Here is a 15,983-nt window from a genome sequence, read left to right as displayed (position 1 = left end):
CGCCGGCCGAGCCGTCCGCGCCGCCGTCGTGCCCATCGGGGTTCGAGCCGCCGTCGGCGGGACCTTCACCCGCGCCGGCCGAGCCGTCCGCGCCGCCGTCGTGTCCGCCGGGGTTCGAACCGCCGTCGGCCGGGCCTTCGCCACCGCCGTTGGTGGTCGTGATGTCGTCATCGTCGAGAGCCATGATGTGCCTTTCGTCGCGTGGGCTGTGCAGAGATCCAACCGTTCCTGTTTACCACCGCAGGGTGTGTCCCCGCGGCCGTTGGGGGCACGGCGATCTCGGTGACGGTAAGGCTGGTATGACGGTCCGATTCCCCTCCGGGGACTGTCGATTCGGACGGCCAGCAAGGTAGAACGTGTTCTAATTGTCGGACGCAGTCCGAGCGAGGAGACCAACGATGCGATTCACGTTTGCCGAGGCGATGACCGACCCGCGGTTCTACCCGGACCTCGCGGTGGCGGCCGAGGAGGCCGGGTACGAGGGCTTCACCATCCCCGACTCGCTGGCCTACCCGGAGGAGTCCGACTCCACCTACCCCTACACCGAGGACGGCAACCGCGAGTTCCTCGACGGCAAGGCGTTCATCGAGACCTTCATCCAGGCCATGGCCATGGGCGCGGTGACGAGCACGATCCGGTTCAACCCGTTCGTGCTGAAGCTGCCCGTGCGCCCACCGGTGTTGGTCGCCAAGCAGGCGATGTCGGTGGCGTACATGACGAACAATCGTCTCGCGCTCGGCGTCGGCACCAGCCCATGGCCGGAGGACTACGACATCATGGGCGTCGATTTCGCGCGTCGCGGCAAGCGGATGAACGAGTGCATGGACATCATCCGCGGACTGTCCACCGGCGAGTACTTCGAGTTCCACGGCGAGTTCTACGACTTCCAGCGCATCAAGATGAGCCCCGCGCCGACCCAACCGATCCCGCTGCTGGTGGGCGGGCACGCCGACCTCGCGCTCAAGCGCGCGGTGGTCCGCGGCGACGGCTGGATGCACGGCGGCGGCCAACCGGAGGAGCTCGACGCCCTGCTGGCGAAGCTGCACGACATCCGCAAGGGCGAGGGAAAGCTGAACGACCCCTTCGAGATCCACGTCATCTCCTACGACGCCTACACACCGGATGGCTGTAAACGCCTGGAGGACAAAGGGATCACCGACGTGATCGTCGGCTTCCGGATCCCCTACATCAACGGCCCCGACACCGAGCCGCTGCAGCGCAAACTCGACAACCTGCGGATGTTCGCCGACAACGTGATCAGCAAGGTCAACGGCTGACGGGTCAGCTGCCCGCCTGACGGACGAGTTCGGCCACCTGCGGCTTCACCTGCGTCCCGAGCAATTCGATCGCACGAAGCATCGCCGGGTGCGGCAGCTTGGTGTTGGTCATCTGCACCGTCAGCCGGTCGAGGCCGCCGAGATCGTCGGACACCCGCACGATCTTGCGGGAGACGGTGTCGGGAGAGCCGACGAACAGCGAACCGTGCGGTCCCGTCATGGCGTCGAACTCCGCTCGGCCCGGAACCGGGAAACCCCGCTCACGCGCGACGTTGCCGAACAGATCGGCCCATCCGGGATACGCGGCCGCTGCGGCGTCGTCGTCGGTGTCGGCGACGAGACCGGGGACGTGGATGCCCACCTTGAGTTCCTCGGGGCCGAAACCGGAGCGGCGACCCGCCTCGCGGTAGAGCTCGATGAGGGGCGAGAACCGTCGCGGTTCCCCGCCGATGATCGCGACCATCAGCGGCAGGCCCAGCCGGCCGGCGCGGACGAAGGACTCCGGACTCCCACCGGCCCCGAGCCACACCGGGATCCGCTCCTGCACCGGCAGCGGGTAGACGCCCTGGCCGGTCAGCGGCGCGCGGTGGCGCCCCGACCAGGTCACCGACGACGGGTCCTCGCGGATCTTCAGAAGTAGATCGAGCTTGCTGGCGTACAACGAGTCGTAGTCCTGGAAGTCGAGACCGAACAACGGGAACGCCTCGGTGAACGACCCCCGACCGACGACCATCTCGGCACGCCCGCCGGAGATGAGATCGATGGTGGCGAACTGCTGGAACAGCCGCACCGGATCCTCGGCCGAGAGCACCGACACCGCGCTGGTGAGCCGGATGTCGGTGGTGCGGGCCGCGGCGGCGGCCAGCAGCACCGTCGGGGCGGAGTCGTAGAAATCGGCCCGGTGGTGCTCGCCGATGCCGTAGATGTCGACGCCGGAGCGGTCCGCGAGTTCGACCTCCTCGAGCAGGTCCGCGATGCGGGTCGGCGCATCGATCTCCCGACCGGTGTCGTATTCGACGACGTAGGAGACGAAGTTGTCGATGCCGATCTGCATGCTGGTGAGTCCCTTTCGGACGAACGTTTCGCTACGACCCCATCTTGGGGGTCGCACGGTCGATGATCGCAGCGGTGTCGACGCCGGTGGGCAGTGTCCCGAACACGCTGCCCCAGTCCCCGGCGAGGCGACTCGCGCAGAAGGCGTCGGCGACCGACGGGTGACCGTAACGCACGAGCAGCGCTCCCTGCAGCGCGAGTGCCATGTCGCCGACGACCCGACGGGCTCGGTGCTGCATCGTGTCGAAGTCGGAGAACTGGTCCTTCAGCGCGGCCACCGCCGCGTCGAGCCGCGGGTCGGCGTCGCCGGCGCTGTCGAGCTCGTCGAAGAAGATCTGCAGGGTCTCGGGCTGCTTGACCATGGCGCGCAGGGTGTCGAGCGCCGCGACGTTGCCGGAGCCCTCCCACACCGACAGCAGGGGTGCCTCTCGGTAGAGACGGGGCATCCGTGATTCCTCGACGTATCCGTTGCCGCCCAGGCACTCCAGGGCCTCGGCCGCGTGGATCGGACCGCGCTTGCACACGAAGTACTTGCTGACGGCCAAGGAGATCCGTCGCAGGCCGATGGAGCGGTCGTCGCCCGCGGTCGCGCGGTCGGTGAGAGCGGCCAGCCACATCGCGACGGTGCTCGACGCCTCCGCCTCGACGGCGAGGTCGGCGAGGACGTTGCGCATCAGCGGCTGATCGACCAGCGCGGCACCGAATGCGCTGCGGTGCACCGCATGGTGGGTGGCCTGGTGGACGCCGGCGCGCATGCCGGTCGACGATCCGATGATGCAGTCGAGGCGGGTCATGTTGACCATCTCGACGATGGTCGGGACACCGCGGCCCTCCTCGCCGACCAGCCATGCCGTCGCCTCGTCGTACTCGATCTCGCTGCTGGCGTTGGAGTGGTTGCCGAGCTTGTCCTTGAGACGCTGCAGGAACATCCGGTTGCGCGTGCCGTCGGGCAGCACGCGGGGCAGGAAGAAACACGACAGGCCGCCGGGTGCCTGCGCAAGCACCAGGAACACGTCCGACATCGGCGCCGAGGTGAACCACTTGTGCCCGGTGATCAGGTAACTGCCGTCGGCCTGCGGGACGGCGCGGGTGGTGCCGGATCGGACATCGGATCCGCCCTGCTTCTCGGTCATCGACATCCCCGCGATGAGGCCGGGCTTGTCCAGCGGCACCGACAACGTCGGGTCGTAGACACGGCTGGACAGCAACGGTTCGTACTGCGCGGCCAGTTCGGCGTTGTGGCGCAACGCCGGAACGACGGCGTAGGTCATCGAGATGGGGCACTGGTGACCGGCATCGACCTGACCCCACACCGACAGCTTGGCGGCGCGGATGAGGTGGGCGTGCGGGTTGTCGTCCGCCCAGGGCGCGGCGTGCAGACCGAGATCGACGGCCTTCGTCATCAACTGGTGATAGGCGGGGTCGTAGACGACCTCGTCGACGCGGTGACCGTAGCGGTCGTGGGTGTGCAGGACGGGCGGGTGCTCCTCGGCGAGGTCGCCGAGACGCTGCGCGTCGGCACTTCCCGCCGCCCGACCCACCTCGTGGATGGTCTCCAGCGCGTCGTCGGCCCCCTCGCGGCTCAGGGCCTCGAGGATCGGGGCGTACTCAGCCGCATCGTAATCCTGCAGCGGCGGAACCTGATTGAAGACCTCGTGGGTGGTGTGCATCGGAACTCCCTAGTGATCGGAGGGTGAAGGTGGTGATGGACGGGATGACAGACGGGTCGGCGGTACCGCGCGCCAGGGGCAGCACCAACGACTCGCCGATGGCGCCGACGATGCAGGCCGCGGTGAAGGCGCTGTCCTGCGAGGGGATCTCACCGGCGTCGACCGCGGCATCGATGGCGATGGCGATCGCGTCGCGGAAGGCCTCACGGAACCGCAGACGTTCGGTGTCGACCTGAGGGTCGACCGGCTCGGCGAGCAGGGCGTAGGCGAGCGTCGGTGCACGGAGCGCCCGTTCGGCGAAGGTGCACACCGACGCGGTCACGGCCTCGACCCACCGGCCGTCGCGATCTCGGGCCTGCGCGCCCGCGTCGGCCATCGCGTCGACCTCGTGGGTGCAGACGATGCGGAACACCTCGGTGAACAGCTCACCCTTGTTCGCGAAGTGCCGATAGACGGTGCCGGTACCGACCCCGGCCGCCGAGGCCACCGCGGAGATCGAACAGCCCGCGTACCCGTGCTCGGCCACCTGGGCGATCGCGGCGTCGACGAGCCGCGACCTCAGGTCGTCGAGTCGCTGTTGAACCGCTGGAGTGCGGCGATACGCCATGCCAAGCAGTGAACACTGATTCCGTTCTTACGTCAACGGTCGATACTGTCGATTTCTCGTGCGTCTGGGCGCAGGCATCGACCCCACGACCACGCCGTGGTGCTCAGAGCCGATTTATCGACTCCCAGCATTCGAGAGCTGCGCATCGGCCGGACCGGTGACCACGGCGGCGGCGACCCGCTCGATGTCGGATCGCGTCATCTCGCGGTCACCTGCATAGATGAATCGGTCAGGTCGGACGAGGACCGCGTGTACGCGGCCACGGCGGAGTTGGCGCTCGAGAATGCGTTCGGTGTCGACGTGGTGTCCGGCCGCGACGTTGTGGTCGGCGATCGCCGAGGCCCGATCGAGTCGGATCTCGGCGACCCCGGCGGCGGCCAGCGCCGCGGGGATGGGGGATTCACGGAACCCAACCCAGGCCCAGCGGTTGTCGAGGACTGTGTCGAGGCGTACTGGGGTGTGGTCGGCGCCGGAAACCCAAGGCTGCTTGATGAACTCGCCCCGCAGGCTTCGGCGCCGAGATCCGCCGCGAGCGAAGAACCCGCCCGAGGTGCCCAGGCGATACAGCGGTTTGGGTCCGATTCCGGTCATCCATCCACCGAGCAGCGGAACCCTGGCGGCCGCGATGAACACCGCATCGCGCAGATGCGACGCAATTCTGCTGCCCAGCATGACGGTGCCACCGATGGCGAGGCTGAATTTCGTGAGCTTCTCGACGTTAGGGCGTCGTTCCGGTTCGTAGGAATCGAGCAGATCCTCCCCCGCGTGGGCATTGAGGACGGCGTCGATCTTCCACACGAGATTCGCGACGTCACGGACGCCGGAGGAGACACCCTGCCCGGCGAACGGCGGCATGATGTGGGCGGCGTCGCCGGCCAAGAAGACCCGGCGGTCACGCCACCGTTCGGCTTGGCGGATGTGGAAGGTGTATCCCCAGCTGCGGAAGATCTCGACCTGGTCGTAGTCGATGCCGCGTTCGGCGAGCAGGCCACGCAGCCCAGCCTCGGACTGCAGTTGTTCGACGGACTCGCCTTTGTTGACCCGGTACTCGACGCGGTGGTAGCCCATGGGACACGGGCAATCGACGCCCGGGCGTTTCGGGTCGGAGATGAAGGTGAAGTCCAGGGGCGCGTCGGTGGGCAGGTCATACCAGGCACGCAGCTGGATATCGAACCACTGCTCCTCGATGTGCCTGCCCGGCAAACCGATTCCCGACAGCTTGCGGATCGAGCTGGAGCCGCCGTCGCAGGCGATGACGTACCGACCGGTCACTTTTTGCTCGGGCCCACCGTCGACCGGACGCAGGGTCACTGTCACCGAGTCCGCGTTCTGGTTGAGGCCCACCGCTTCCATACCGACGACGGTGTCGACCATGGGGAAGCGGCCGATGCCCTGGCGTAGAACACGTTCGAGTTCGGGCTGGTGGTAGAACGCGGTGCCCGGCACGCCTTGGTCGCGGCTGTCATTGCCCTGCATCGACATGAAGGTGCGGTTGCCATGCTTGAAATGCACCCGGATGTCGGACGACATGGTTTCCGACATCTCGTCGAACAGGCCGAGATTCTGCCAGACCCGGTGGGCGTCCTCATCGGAGGCGATTGCCCGCTGTCGGGGGTAGATGTTGTCGTCTCGTTCGACGACGAGGGTGGAGACGCCGCGTTGGCCGAGCAGGTTCGCCGCGGTGGCGCCGGTGGGTCCGAGGCCGACGATGATCACGTCGACGTTCCGGCCGCCGGCGGCGCTGCTGCTGCTGTCGTCGTCGCTGCTGCAGGCGCTCACGTGAACCTCGCTCGGAAGGAGTCGAACCCCTGGAGGCAGTTGTTCGACAGGTGGACCGGATCGCTGACCTCGATGGTCGACACCCGCGTGATCAGAACCTGCAGCAGTGTCTGCATCTCGAGCTTGGAGAGCTGCATCCCGACGCAGGTGTGCATCCCGTGTCCCCAGCCGAGGTTGCTGCCGCGACGGTGCAGTGAGAAGGTCTCCGGCTCGTCGAAGTGCCGTTCGTCCATGTTCGCCGCGGCGTAGAGCATCACCACCCGTTCGCCCGCGTGCAGGCGGACGCCTCCGATGTCGGTGTCGTGGGCGACGCTACGGGTGAAGCCCCGGACCGGCGACGCCAGTCGCACGGCCTCGACCACCGCGGTGGGGATCAGGTCGGGCTCGGCGCGGAGTTGCGCGTAGAGATGGGGATCTCGTCCGAGGCTCCACAGCAGTTGTCCGGTGGCGAGGATGGTGGTGTCGAGGCTGGGGGCGACGAAGTCGATCACCATCGTGCGCGCCTCGGATCTGCTGATCTCACCACGGTCGGCCGCATCGAAAACGCTGGCGGCCCACCCGTCGGGCGTCACCCGCGATCGCCGCAACCGGGTTGTGTAGAGGAACAGTCCCAGCGCGGTCGGGGTCGCATCCAGCGTCCGCCGGTTGACCGGGCCGAGAATGTCGAAGGTGCTGGCGCCCCAGGTCAACAACTGCTGCGGGCCCACCCGCACGCCCACGAGGTCGGCGACAGCGGCAACCGGAAGTCGAGATGCGAAATCGGCGATGCCGTCGAACGATTCACGCTCCAGGAGGCGACCGACGGTGGCCTCGGCCTCATCGCGCAGGACGGGTAGCGACGGGCGGATCGCTCGGGACATCAGCGACTCCATGAGTATCCGGCGTCGTCTCGAATGGCGATCGTCGTCGCTGTTGAGGACGGTCTTGCGGCCGAGCAGGTTGGCGACGGGGTTGGCGGCCACGCCGGTGCCGCTACGAAAGGTGACGTCGTCGCGCAACGCGGCACGGACATCCTCGAAGCGACCCATCGCCCACACCTTGTGCTTCGGCAGCCAGACCACCGGGCCGGCGTCACGGATCTGTCGGTAGACCGGCTGCGGATCGACAAGTGCGGACGCCCCGTACAGATCGACGTCGACGGTGGGGGCGTCTCGTCGTGCCGCTCGCCGCGCGCTGACGCTGAGCACCGTCATCGAGTCACCTGAGGTGTCCCGGTCATCATTCGGCCGTGCAGCATCGTGACGAGACCGGCGACGTCGGCGGAGGTGCGGGCGGTCTGTCGGACCACCCGATCGGGTCGGACGAGCACGGCGTGCGCTCGGTGTTTGCGCATCAGGGCGGCCGGGGTCGGGTTCCCCGACGGGACACACCGCAAGGCATCGACATCGACGTGGTGCAGGCCGGCCTCGACGACTCGTGCGGCGGCATCGGGATCGAGCGGTCCGCGGGTGATGAGTGTGTATCCCGGTCCGAGCAGATCGTCCAGGCGGCGGGCTCCTTCGTCGGTGCGCACCCACGGTTGCGGAAAGATTCGGCCGTTCAACCGGTTCCGCAGACCACGGCGTTCGATCAGCGGTCCATGACCCAGCGGTGGGGTGCCCTCCGGTAGCGCGTTGCCGATGCCGGGGATGCGACAGGCGGCCGCGACCACCGCACGTCGCGCGGATGCGAGGCCGTCCTGTCCGCCGGTCAGCGCCCACCCGACGGCCAACGCCATGAGGATGATGCGGGTGGCGTGCGGTCTGCGTTCGGATTCGTAGGTGTCGAGGACTGCCTCCGTAGCGACGCCATCGAGGACGTCGGCGAGTTTCCAGGCGAGGTTGTGCGCATCACGTAGTCCGGACCCCAGGCCCTGTCCCACGAACGGCGGGGTCTGGTGTGCCGCATCGCCGGCGAGGAAGACGCGGTCCACGCGCCACGTTCGGGCCACCCGGGCGCGGAAGGTGTAGAACGCCTGGCGCATGACCTCGGACGCGTCGATCTCGGCCGCCGACATCCACGGTGCCAACAACTCTCGCAGCTTCTCGATCGATCGCAACGATTCCAGGTCCTCCCCGTCGAAGACGCGGAACTCCCAGCGGTACCGGTTGCCGGTCACGGGCATGAACGTGGCGGCGCGGGCGGGGTCGCAGATCTGGTGGACCCCGTCCCACACGTCGAGCGGCGCCGGGGTGCGGACATCGATGACCAGCCATTGCTCGTCGAAGTCGAAGTCGCGCATGGTGATACCGAGCTGCTCGCGGACGAAACTGTTGGCACCGTCGCACGCGATGACCGCGGCGGCGGCGATGGTCTCGATCTGATCGTCGGCGTCACGGAAGCAGACCGTGGGCCGAGCGCCCGGGGTGATCTCGGTGACCTCACAGCCGCGTCGTAGGTCGATCGCATCCACGGTCGCGGCGCGGTCCAGCAGGATGCGCTCCAGATCGGGCTGGTCGAACATGCTGTCCGGCGGATAGCCGTTGCGTCCGTCGGCGGTGTCGCGCGCGAACTCGGTCATCACCCGGCGGCGGCCGTTGATCAGTCGCATGCCGGGCATCGGACGGGTGTCGGGCGCGAACTGCTCGGCGACACCGACTGCCTGCAGGATGCGGAACACCTCGTCGTCGAGATGCACCGCACGGGGCAGCGCGTACACCTCCCGGTGCCGCTCGAGCACGACGCTGGCGATCTCACGCTGGGCCAGGAGCAGAGCGCACGCGACACCGACCGGCCCAGCGCCGACGATGACGACGGGGTCGCGCCGAGAGGTCACGCGTATCTCACGTGGCAGCGTTGACGACCCAGTTCGATGGCCCCGTCGTCGGTCGCTATCCGTACCTCGACGACGTCGCCGTCGGCGAGATACCTCGGGTTCGACGCCTGACGTTTGAAGAACTGCTTCCACTTCACGTGCGGCGGGATGAGCGCCCCGATCATCTCGATCGGCTTCGGCGGTGCGGACAGGGCGGTGCCGCCGGGCGTGCCGGTCAGCAGGAGATCCCCGGCATCGAGGCGCTGAAAGCCCGTGAGCACACCAAGCGCGGCAACCGGGTCGATGATCATGTCGCCACCGACGCGGCCGTTCTGTCGGCGTTCGCCGTTGACCCACAGCTGCAGTCGCAGCTGGTCGAACCGGCGCCATTCCTCGTGGCTGAGCAGGACCAGCGCGGGACCGACGGGGGTGAAGGTCGGGTACGACTTCGACTCGTAGAACTGCGTTTTGGGCAGCTGGATGTCGCGGGCACTGACGTCGTTGGTGACGACGACGCCTGCGAAGAACTCGCCGAGGGTGTCGGCGGTGACGGTGGTTCCGACCTCGAGCGTCGTCGCGGCGACCAACCCGATCTCGACCTCGTAGTCCAGGAGCTTCACGTGCGCCGGCTTCACGATGTCGCCGAACGGGCCCGTGATCGACCCCGACGACTTGCGGAAGAACGTCGCCGACACCCGGTCCGGATCGATGCCTGAATCCTGTGCGTGGCTGCGGTAGTTGACCATCTGCGCCACGACGCGACAGGGCGCGGTGACGGGCGAGAGCAGGTCCAGGTCCGCGACGGGGGTGGCGTCGGCGTCGCTCCCGGCCGCGGCGGCGTCGATGGCGGCACGGTCGGCGAGCAGCTCACCGGTGGTGGTGGCCGCAGTGCGGATCGGGCGGGCGGTGTCGGCACGTTGGACCCACCAGCCGGCGGCGGTGCGGAGGACGGTCGTGGTCATGAGCGGGCAACTTTCAGTAGACCGAGCAGTCGGTGGACGTCGAACTCGTTGTCGTTCTTCAGTCCCGAGAGGAAACCCTTGAGCACCTCGGGATCGGGGTTGGCGCCGAGGAAGTCCCGGGTGACCGGTGGGCCCCACTGAGCGAGGCCGCTGGCGGTGAACGGCGCCCACCCGGCCTCGACGCTGCTGTCGAACATGTCCCCGTCGGCGAAGTGTTCGACCATGAACTTGTCGAGGTCACGCCAGTAGTCGAACAGCTGACTGCCCTGGATGTGCCTGCCGATGCCCCAGGCGTGGTGGTATCCGCGGTCGGCGAGGTAGGCGCCTCCGGCGGCGACGGCGTCGAGGTCGGCCACCTGGTACGCGCTGTGGACGTAGCGCGACATCGGCCCCAGCGTCATCGCCAGGGTGTGGTGGTCGGCCACCTCGCTGCCGCGGTCGCACCGGATGAACGCCATGCTCGGGCCGCGACTGCGCTGTCCGGGGAAGAACAGGAAATCGCTGACGATCATGCCGAGCATCTCCTGGTACCAGGCCAGGTTCTCGCGGAACCGCGGCGTCTCGATCACCACGTGACCGAGGCGCTGAACACGGGCGGGCTCGCGCGGCGGGCGCTGGATCGCGTTGAATCGCTCGACCTTACCGCCGAAATTGAACGTCAGCGGGTGCTGATCGGGCAGCGACGGGAGATCGGTGACGTCGGCGACGACTCGAACCGACATCCCCGAGGGGTCGGTCAGGTCGATGGCGGAGCCACCGAGGTCGCCGAGCGGGTACACCCGACGTCCGGTCTCCCGCGACAGCCGCAGCAGGTCGTCGTGCCCGGCCGCACGGAACGCCGGTCCGACGAAACGCGACCGGTGCGAGCGGCGGATCAGGATGCACGGTGCACCCGACCACGTGCCGCGCAGCGACAGCTCGTCGGCAGTGCGCGAGACGGTGGTGAAGCCGAAATCGTGCGCGAACCGTTCTGCCTGCGCGATGTTCTGCTTCTCGAACTCCAACCATGCGATGTCCACGATCTTGATGACCGGTTGCGCCGCGCGGTCGTCCGGATCACCGGGGTGGGCGCCGTGCTCACTGTGCAGATCGGCATGCGCGGATTCCGCTGGGATCGTCATCGTTGACCTCCTGTCTTCTGAACAAATCGTCACTTCTGAGGCGATCGATCGTCAAGAGGCTTCAGTTCTGGAATCAGATTCACTACTGAAGGCACTACGCTGATAGCTGTGTCCGATACCTCCGGCGGCAACCGGCTCGACCGCCGGAAGGCGCGTACCCGCTCCGCGCTGATCGACGCCGCCTGTCAGCTGCTGGCCACGCCGAAGGGCACCGAGGCGTCCATCTCCGACATCACCGACCTCGCCGATGTCGGCCTGGGGTCCTTCTACAACCACTTCACCAGCAAGTCCGAGCTCTTCGATGCGGCGATCGCGGAAATGCTGGAACTACACGGACGACTCTTCGACGAGACGACGGCCGGGCTGGCCGATCCGGCTGAGGTCTTCGCCGCCGGCGTCCGGATGTCGGTGCGCCTGAGCGCAACTCACCCCAGGGTGGCCAAGACCATCAGCCAGGTCGGCTTCCAGTACCTCGACAGCGCCGACGGGCTCGCCCCGCGGGCGTATCGCGATCTCGCAGAGGCCACGGAGTCGGGCCGACTCGACATCGACGACCTCGCCGCCGCCCTGTCCTACACAGCCGGGTCACTGCTGGGTTGTCTGCACATGCTGGCCCGTGATCCCTCCATCGACGCCGACTCCGCCGCCGATCATCTCGCCGCGAGCCTCCTGCGCATGTTCGGTCTCACCAAAGAAGAGGCCACCGAGGTCTCGACCCGAACCCTCGTACAACCCACCCTCTACTGAGGCCGGTGGGTGCGACGTCCTGTCGCGACCCGCACGGCGAGGGCCGCGGTGGTCAGGCCGATGATGCATGCCCCGACCACACCGACGGCCGTATCGGGGTGGGTGACGAGCAGGCACAGCGCGAACCCGACCGCGAGAAGTGCGCAGCCCGCGGTGCCGGCGTCGTGCACCGTGGTGATGGTCAGGCTCTCCCAACGCAGGGTCGGACGCGGCCGGGCCGGAAGTCGTTGGGCGATGAAGCTGTAGATGGTGAGGATGATGGTGAACGCTATGTATCCCAACGCCGCTGCGGCCGGCATCATCTGGGTCTCGCTGTCCGCCTTCATCATCAGGTAGCCGATGTCAGAGGCCGCGGCGCCGAGGAGCGCGGTGGCGAGCACCACCGATCCGACGACGCGGTACCCGCAGATCAACGGCGACAGGGCCATCAGCGCCAGGGTCACGTCACCGGTCGGGTAGAGCGCGGCGACCAGGATGAAGCCGTCGACGGGCAGGTCGGCCACGGTGAGGAGCAGGATCATCGCGGCGTAGGTCGCCGCGGCCATGCAGACCAACGACAGCGCGCGTTGCCACGGCCGGTAGGCGAGGGTGAGGCCGTAGTCACCGCCCCGCATCCACATCGCGACCCCGACCCCGACCGGCATGAGCAGGAAGCCGACATCGTGAAGGTGTCCCGACGGGATGGGCTGATGGTTGACGTTGCGGGCGACGAACCAGGCCACCTGCCCCGCGGTCCAGGCCAGTGTCCCGGCGGCGAGTGCGCCGAAGAACCTGGTGGTGCGTTGATCACCGGCCGTATGGGCCTGACGAGCACGGCGGACGAAGGCCGCCGCCGCGACGGCGGCGAAGACGGCCTGGACGAGATCGGTGACGAAGGTGGTGTGGGCGACATTGCGATCGACGGCCTGCATCACCGCGATGGCGACGCCCCCGGTGAGCAACAGACCGCACCACGCGACCAGGGTCGCCGTCGGCGGCTGACCCCGGTTGCCCGTTCCCGCCGGTACCGGACCGGGAGCGTCGTTGCGTGACCACAGCCGCCGGGTGAGCGCGGCGTCCGCATCGACGGCCACCCCCACCGCCTCCACCACGGGCCAGGACATCGTCGACACGCTGTCGGTGAACGCCTTCGCCACAGTCGTGTGGCTGTAGTCCGTCCGCGCGGCGATCGTTCGTAAACTCGGCGACCCGGCCGCCCGCCGAGCAGCCACCAGATGCTCCAGAAGCGTGTGAACTGAGTCACGTTCGGTCATTCGGTCCTCTCGTCGAACCCACCGGCAACGAGTGTAAACCACCCCCGAGCAGGTGTTTCTTCGCGTAAACCCCGATGTAAGCCGTTGCGTGACAACCGGGACGAGGGGTGTGCTGGTGGAAGCCACCGGCTCGGCCGAATACGCAACGGCCCCAATCCGACCGACGTGGAGAGACCAGATGACGATCGCTTCGCGCACCCGCGTCGAGACGGGAACGGTGTGGGTCGTCGAGGTCGAGAGCGGGTCGGACGGACGGCACGTACACGGCGTCTACGCCAGCGAGTCCCGCGCACACGATGCGGTCGTCGAACTGATGACGACCCGCTTCGGCGAGTACTGGTCGGCCTGCAGTGTCCGGGTACCGGCGCCGGCGGACTTCGACACCACCGGCGAGTGGCACCGGGCGGTCCTCGCCGCCTGGACCCTGGTCACCGCACCCGACGTGACCATCACGTGGGAGGACTGGCAACCCCAATGAGTGAACTCGCGCGGCTCGCCGACCCCGTCGTCATCGCGGGACTGGCGACGGTCTGTGTTGGCGGGGTCCTCGCCGCATTGCTCATCGCCTCCGCACCATTTCTGGACACCGAACGAGAAGGGCACCGACACATGCGCGTCTACAACCCGAACAGGGATGCCGTCATCGACGATCGAGGAATCGACGCCGCGGTCGAGGCGCTGGCCTTCGCCGCACGCTGGGCACCGTTCGGCGGCGCCGACAGCGACGAGATCTTCGTGACCTTCGGTCTCACCCCGGCAGAGTTCGGCCAACGGTTGCGGCGCGCCGTCGACCACGCGGAGGCACGGCGCCACCTCGACCTGTCCCCGACCGACCACGACGCATTGCTGGCCGAGGCCCAGCGGATGATCACGTCCACATCCCCGGACGACTCCACCCGGCAGGCGTCCTGATGGTGCCGAGCACCGACGGTGACGGTACCCAGGAGATCGACGACATCGACCAGAGCACGGAACCCGAGAACGTCGCCGGCGAGAACGCAGCGTGGCGTCCGGCGGTCGGCGACGAGGTCGTCGTCCATCCCGACTCGGACGCCGAGACCACCGGGCGGATCCTCGACGACTTCGGCGAGTTCACCGCTGCCGCGGTCGAGGTCAACGAGACCACGATCGCCCGGGCGGCACGGCGCTGGGCGGTCCTCACCGCAGCGGGTGATCTCGTGTTCGCCGACACCGATCAGATCCGACTCTACGAGTAGACCCGACGTGTCGACGGCGGCTACGCCTCGGTCAGCGCCCGTTGATAGCGCTGCATCCCCGAGATCCACCGACCATAATCGGATCCCTTGTGCTGGTACAGCTTCAGCACCTCGGGGTGTGGCAGGATCAGGAACCGCTCGTCACCGAGGGCCTCGATGACGACGTCGGCGACATCGTCGGGTTCGAGAACGTTGCCCGCGCTCGTCACCGCGCTGGCGGCGACCGATGCCCCGTCACGGTCGGTCTCGAATCCGGCGTTGAGCAGTTCGGTGTTGACACCCATCGGACAGAGACAGCTGACCGCGACACCCTTGTCGCCGTACGTGACCGACAACCATTCGGCGAAACCGACGGCCGCATGCTTGCTCACCGAGTAGGTGACCGACCCGATCTGGGTGAGCAACCCGGCCGCCGAGGCGGTGGACAGGAAGTAGCCGCGCCCGCGCTCGACCCACCCCGGGACCAGAGCACGGGCGGCGCGCACGTGCGCGAGGACGTTGACGTCGAGCGCGGTCTGCCACGCGGCGTCGTCGGAGTCGAGACCCATGCCCGCGGTGGTTCCCGCGTTGGCGACGTACAGATCGACCGGTCCGAAGCTCTCCTCCGCCGTCGCGATGAGTCGGTCGATGACCGCGGGATCGGAGACATCGCCCGCGACCGATGCCGCGACCTTCCGCGACGCGGATGCGTTGATGGCATCCGCCACCGCTGCGACGCGCTCGGCGTTCAGGTCGGCGACGACGACCGACCCCCCGTGGGCGACGATCGCCCTCGCGATCGCGGCGCCGATGCCGGCGCCACCTCCGGTGACCACTGCGACCGTGCCTGCAATCTCCATCAGGCGATGCTAGCCATCAGCCGAATTCGAAGATCAGCGGATCTTGAAGATGACGATCCGTTGGACGGCGAAGTTGATGACCGTCGCGGTGCCCTGGGCGATGACGAACGCGAACAGGCTGTACAGGATCTCCTCGGGCCAGACGTGCGACAACACCGAATAGATCCCGACCTGGACGGCGAAGGTCACCAGATAGAGCGCGACCACCGCGATGAAACGGGCGCGGCTGGGCTCGGCGCGGAACGTCCACCGGCGGTTGATCAGATATGCAGTCGTGGTCCCCGCGATGAAGCCGACCGTCTTGGCCAGCCAGTACGGCGCGCCGAGCACGTACTGCAACAGCAAGGTGATGCCGAAGTCGAGCACCCCCGAACCGGCACCGGTGATGACGAAACGGGTCAGCTGGGTGGCCAGGGGGACGTCGGTCGACGCCTCCTGATCGTCGAGTGGCAGCTCGATCGGCATCGGGGCGTGCGGGGTGCGGAACTCCTCGTGCGAGTGGTGTTCCCCGGGGGCGAGCTGGTCATCGGACACGCCGATCAGCCTAAACCTCGCCCGCGCGGCCGAACCATTTCGCTGTGCTTCGGATTCGTGCGTGGCGGTCGAGCGCAGAGCACTAGGGTCAGCAACGTGAGTGTCAGATCAGCTGTCGTCGGCAGCGTCATCGCGGTGTCCACCGTCGCCACCCTGCTCGTCGGGGGCGTCCCCGCCGGTGCGGCACCAG

Annotated in this window: 17 protein-coding genes; 5 read left to right on the top strand and 12 right to left on the bottom strand. The window is 67.8% G+C overall.

The window, feature by feature from the left end; translation table 11 throughout:
* Positions 1-184 (bottom strand): BatC protein (locus tag JHC79_RS17155; RefSeq protein ID WP_296393006.1); only part of this gene is annotated, 184 nt, incomplete at its 3' end.
* A gap of 214 nt (positions 185-398) precedes the next feature.
* Between JHC79_RS17155 and JHC79_RS17150 the strand changes: the two genes are divergently transcribed.
* Positions 399-1,277, top strand: a complete 879-nt coding sequence (locus tag JHC79_RS17150; RefSeq protein WP_296393004.1) for an LLM class flavin-dependent oxidoreductase — start codon at positions 399-401, stop codon at positions 1,275-1,277.
* Positions 1,278-1,281: 4 nt separating this feature from the next.
* On the opposite strand, the gene JHC79_RS17145 is transcribed toward JHC79_RS17150, so the two are convergent.
* From JHC79_RS17145 to JHC79_RS17110, 8 genes are all read right to left on the bottom strand, one after another.
* A complete protein-coding gene (locus JHC79_RS17145) occupies positions 1,282-2,331 on the bottom strand; it encodes an LLM class flavin-dependent oxidoreductase (RefSeq protein WP_296393002.1) in 1,050 nt (349 codons plus the stop codon).
* 31 nt (positions 2,332-2,362) lie between these two features.
* Positions 2,363-4,000, bottom strand: a complete 1,638-nt coding sequence (locus JHC79_RS17140; RefSeq protein ID WP_296393000.1) for an acyl-CoA dehydrogenase family protein — start codon at positions 3,998-4,000, stop codon at positions 2,363-2,365.
* Positions 3,939-4,607 carry a TetR/AcrR family transcriptional regulator gene (locus tag JHC79_RS17135; RefSeq protein ID WP_296392998.1) on the bottom strand — a complete coding sequence of 223 codons (669 nt, stop codon included), beginning with the start codon at positions 4,605-4,607 and terminating at the stop codon, positions 3,939-3,941. Before JHC79_RS17135 ends, JHC79_RS17140 begins: the two co-directional genes overlap by 62 nt.
* A gap of 114 nt (positions 4,608-4,721) precedes the next feature.
* Positions 4,722-6,386, bottom strand: coding sequence for an FAD-dependent monooxygenase (locus JHC79_RS17130; protein ID WP_296392996.1), 1,665 nt, complete (start codon positions 6,384-6,386; stop codon positions 4,722-4,724).
* Entirely contained in the window at positions 6,383-7,579 is a 1,197-nt protein-coding gene (locus JHC79_RS17125) for a cytochrome P450 (RefSeq protein ID WP_296392995.1), read from the bottom strand. The genes JHC79_RS17130 and JHC79_RS17125 overlap by 4 nt, the downstream gene beginning before the upstream one ends.
* Positions 7,576-9,141: a bifunctional 3-(3-hydroxy-phenyl)propionate/3-hydroxycinnamic acid hydroxylase gene (locus JHC79_RS17120; RefSeq protein WP_296392994.1), complete on the bottom strand. Its 1,566-nt coding sequence runs from the start codon at positions 9,139-9,141 to the stop codon at positions 7,576-7,578. Before JHC79_RS17120 ends, JHC79_RS17125 begins: the two co-directional genes overlap by 4 nt.
* Positions 9,138-10,082, bottom strand: a complete 945-nt coding sequence (locus JHC79_RS17115; RefSeq protein ID WP_296392992.1) for a fumarylacetoacetate hydrolase family protein — start codon at positions 10,080-10,082, stop codon at positions 9,138-9,140. The genes JHC79_RS17120 and JHC79_RS17115 overlap by 4 nt, the downstream gene beginning before the upstream one ends.
* Positions 10,079-11,203, bottom strand: coding sequence for a VOC family protein (locus JHC79_RS17110; RefSeq protein WP_296392990.1), 1,125 nt, complete (start codon positions 11,201-11,203; stop codon positions 10,079-10,081). The genes JHC79_RS17115 and JHC79_RS17110 overlap by 4 nt, the downstream gene beginning before the upstream one ends.
* Before the next feature lie 108 nt (positions 11,204-11,311).
* On the opposite strand from JHC79_RS17110, the gene JHC79_RS17105 reads away from it, so the two are divergent.
* On the top strand, positions 11,312-11,950 hold the full coding sequence (locus tag JHC79_RS17105; RefSeq protein WP_296392988.1) for a TetR/AcrR family transcriptional regulator: 639 nt from the start codon (positions 11,312-11,314) through the stop codon (positions 11,948-11,950).
* Here the strand turns inward: JHC79_RS17105 and JHC79_RS17100 are convergent.
* Positions 11,944-13,053 carry a hypothetical protein gene (locus tag JHC79_RS17100; RefSeq protein ID WP_296392986.1) on the bottom strand — a complete coding sequence of 370 codons (1,110 nt, stop codon included), beginning with the start codon at positions 13,051-13,053 and terminating at the stop codon, positions 11,944-11,946. The genes JHC79_RS17105 and JHC79_RS17100 overlap by 7 nt on opposite strands.
* Before the next feature lie 328 nt (positions 13,054-13,381).
* Here JHC79_RS17100 and JHC79_RS17095 point away from each other — a divergent pair, with 328 nt between their 5' ends.
* The 3 genes from JHC79_RS17095 to JHC79_RS17085 are packed head-to-tail and all read left to right on the top strand — an operon-like array spanning position 13,382 to position 14,420.
* Positions 13,382-13,681, top strand: coding sequence for a hypothetical protein (locus JHC79_RS17095; RefSeq protein WP_296392984.1), 300 nt, complete (start codon positions 13,382-13,384; stop codon positions 13,679-13,681).
* Positions 13,678-14,115 (top strand): hypothetical protein, encoded by a 438-nt coding sequence (locus JHC79_RS17090; RefSeq protein ID WP_296392982.1) that lies wholly within the window; start codon positions 13,678-13,680, stop codon positions 14,113-14,115. Before JHC79_RS17095 ends, JHC79_RS17090 begins: the two co-directional genes overlap by 4 nt.
* Positions 14,115-14,420: a hypothetical protein gene (locus JHC79_RS17085; RefSeq protein ID WP_296392979.1), complete on the top strand. Its 306-nt coding sequence runs from the start codon at positions 14,115-14,117 to the stop codon at positions 14,418-14,420. Before JHC79_RS17090 ends, JHC79_RS17085 begins: the two co-directional genes overlap by 1 nt.
* A 20-nt stretch (positions 14,421-14,440) precedes the next feature.
* Here JHC79_RS17085 and JHC79_RS17080 read toward each other — a convergent pair whose 3' ends face one another.
* Positions 14,441-15,259, bottom strand: coding sequence for an SDR family NAD(P)-dependent oxidoreductase (locus JHC79_RS17080; protein ID WP_296392977.1), 819 nt, complete (start codon positions 15,257-15,259; stop codon positions 14,441-14,443).
* A 33-nt stretch (positions 15,260-15,292) separates the two neighbouring features.
* Positions 15,293-15,793, bottom strand: a complete 501-nt coding sequence (locus tag JHC79_RS17075; protein WP_296392975.1) for a GtrA family protein — start codon at positions 15,791-15,793, stop codon at positions 15,293-15,295.
* Between the last annotated feature and the right edge of the window lie 190 nt (positions 15,794-15,983).

It is taken from the genome of Williamsia sp., from assembly GCF_016462415.1.
In the GTDB taxonomy this organism is placed as follows: Bacteria; Actinomycetota; Actinomycetes; order Mycobacteriales; family Mycobacteriaceae; genus Williamsia_A.
This window is presented reverse-complemented; position numbering and strand designations above follow the sequence as displayed.

Coding starts and splice junctions, on each gene's coding strand:
- JHC79_RS17150 (WP_296393004.1), top strand. CDS start 399: ATGCGATTCACGTTTGCCGAGGCGATGACCGACCCGCGGTTCTACCCG.
- JHC79_RS17145 (WP_296393002.1), bottom strand. CDS start 2,331: ATGCAGATCGGCATCGACAACTTCGTCTCCTACGTCGTCGAATACGAC.
- JHC79_RS17140 (WP_296393000.1), bottom strand. CDS start 4,000: ATGCACACCACCCACGAGGTCTTCAATCAGGTTCCGCCGCTGCAGGAT.
- JHC79_RS17135 (WP_296392998.1), bottom strand. CDS start 4,607: ATGGCGTATCGCCGCACTCCAGCGGTTCAACAGCGACTCGACGACCTG.
- JHC79_RS17125 (WP_296392995.1), bottom strand. CDS start 7,579: ATGACGGTGCTCAGCGTCAGCGCGCGGCGAGCGGCACGACGAGACGCC.
- JHC79_RS17115 (WP_296392992.1), bottom strand. CDS start 10,082: ATGACCACGACCGTCCTCCGCACCGCCGCCGGCTGGTGGGTCCAACGT.
- JHC79_RS17110 (WP_296392990.1), bottom strand. CDS start 11,203: ATGACGATCCCAGCGGAATCCGCGCATGCCGATCTGCACAGTGAGCAC.
- JHC79_RS17100 (WP_296392986.1), bottom strand. CDS start 13,053: ATGTCCTGGCCCGTGGTGGAGGCGGTGGGGGTGGCCGTCGATGCGGAC.
- JHC79_RS17095 (WP_296392984.1), top strand. CDS start 13,382: ATGACGATCGCTTCGCGCACCCGCGTCGAGACGGGAACGGTGTGGGTC.
- JHC79_RS17090 (WP_296392982.1), top strand. CDS start 13,678: ATGAGTGAACTCGCGCGGCTCGCCGACCCCGTCGTCATCGCGGGACTG.
- JHC79_RS17085 (WP_296392979.1), top strand. CDS start 14,115: ATGGTGCCGAGCACCGACGGTGACGGTACCCAGGAGATCGACGACATC.
- JHC79_RS17080 (WP_296392977.1), bottom strand. CDS start 15,259: ATGGAGATTGCAGGCACGGTCGCAGTGGTCACCGGAGGTGGCGCCGGC.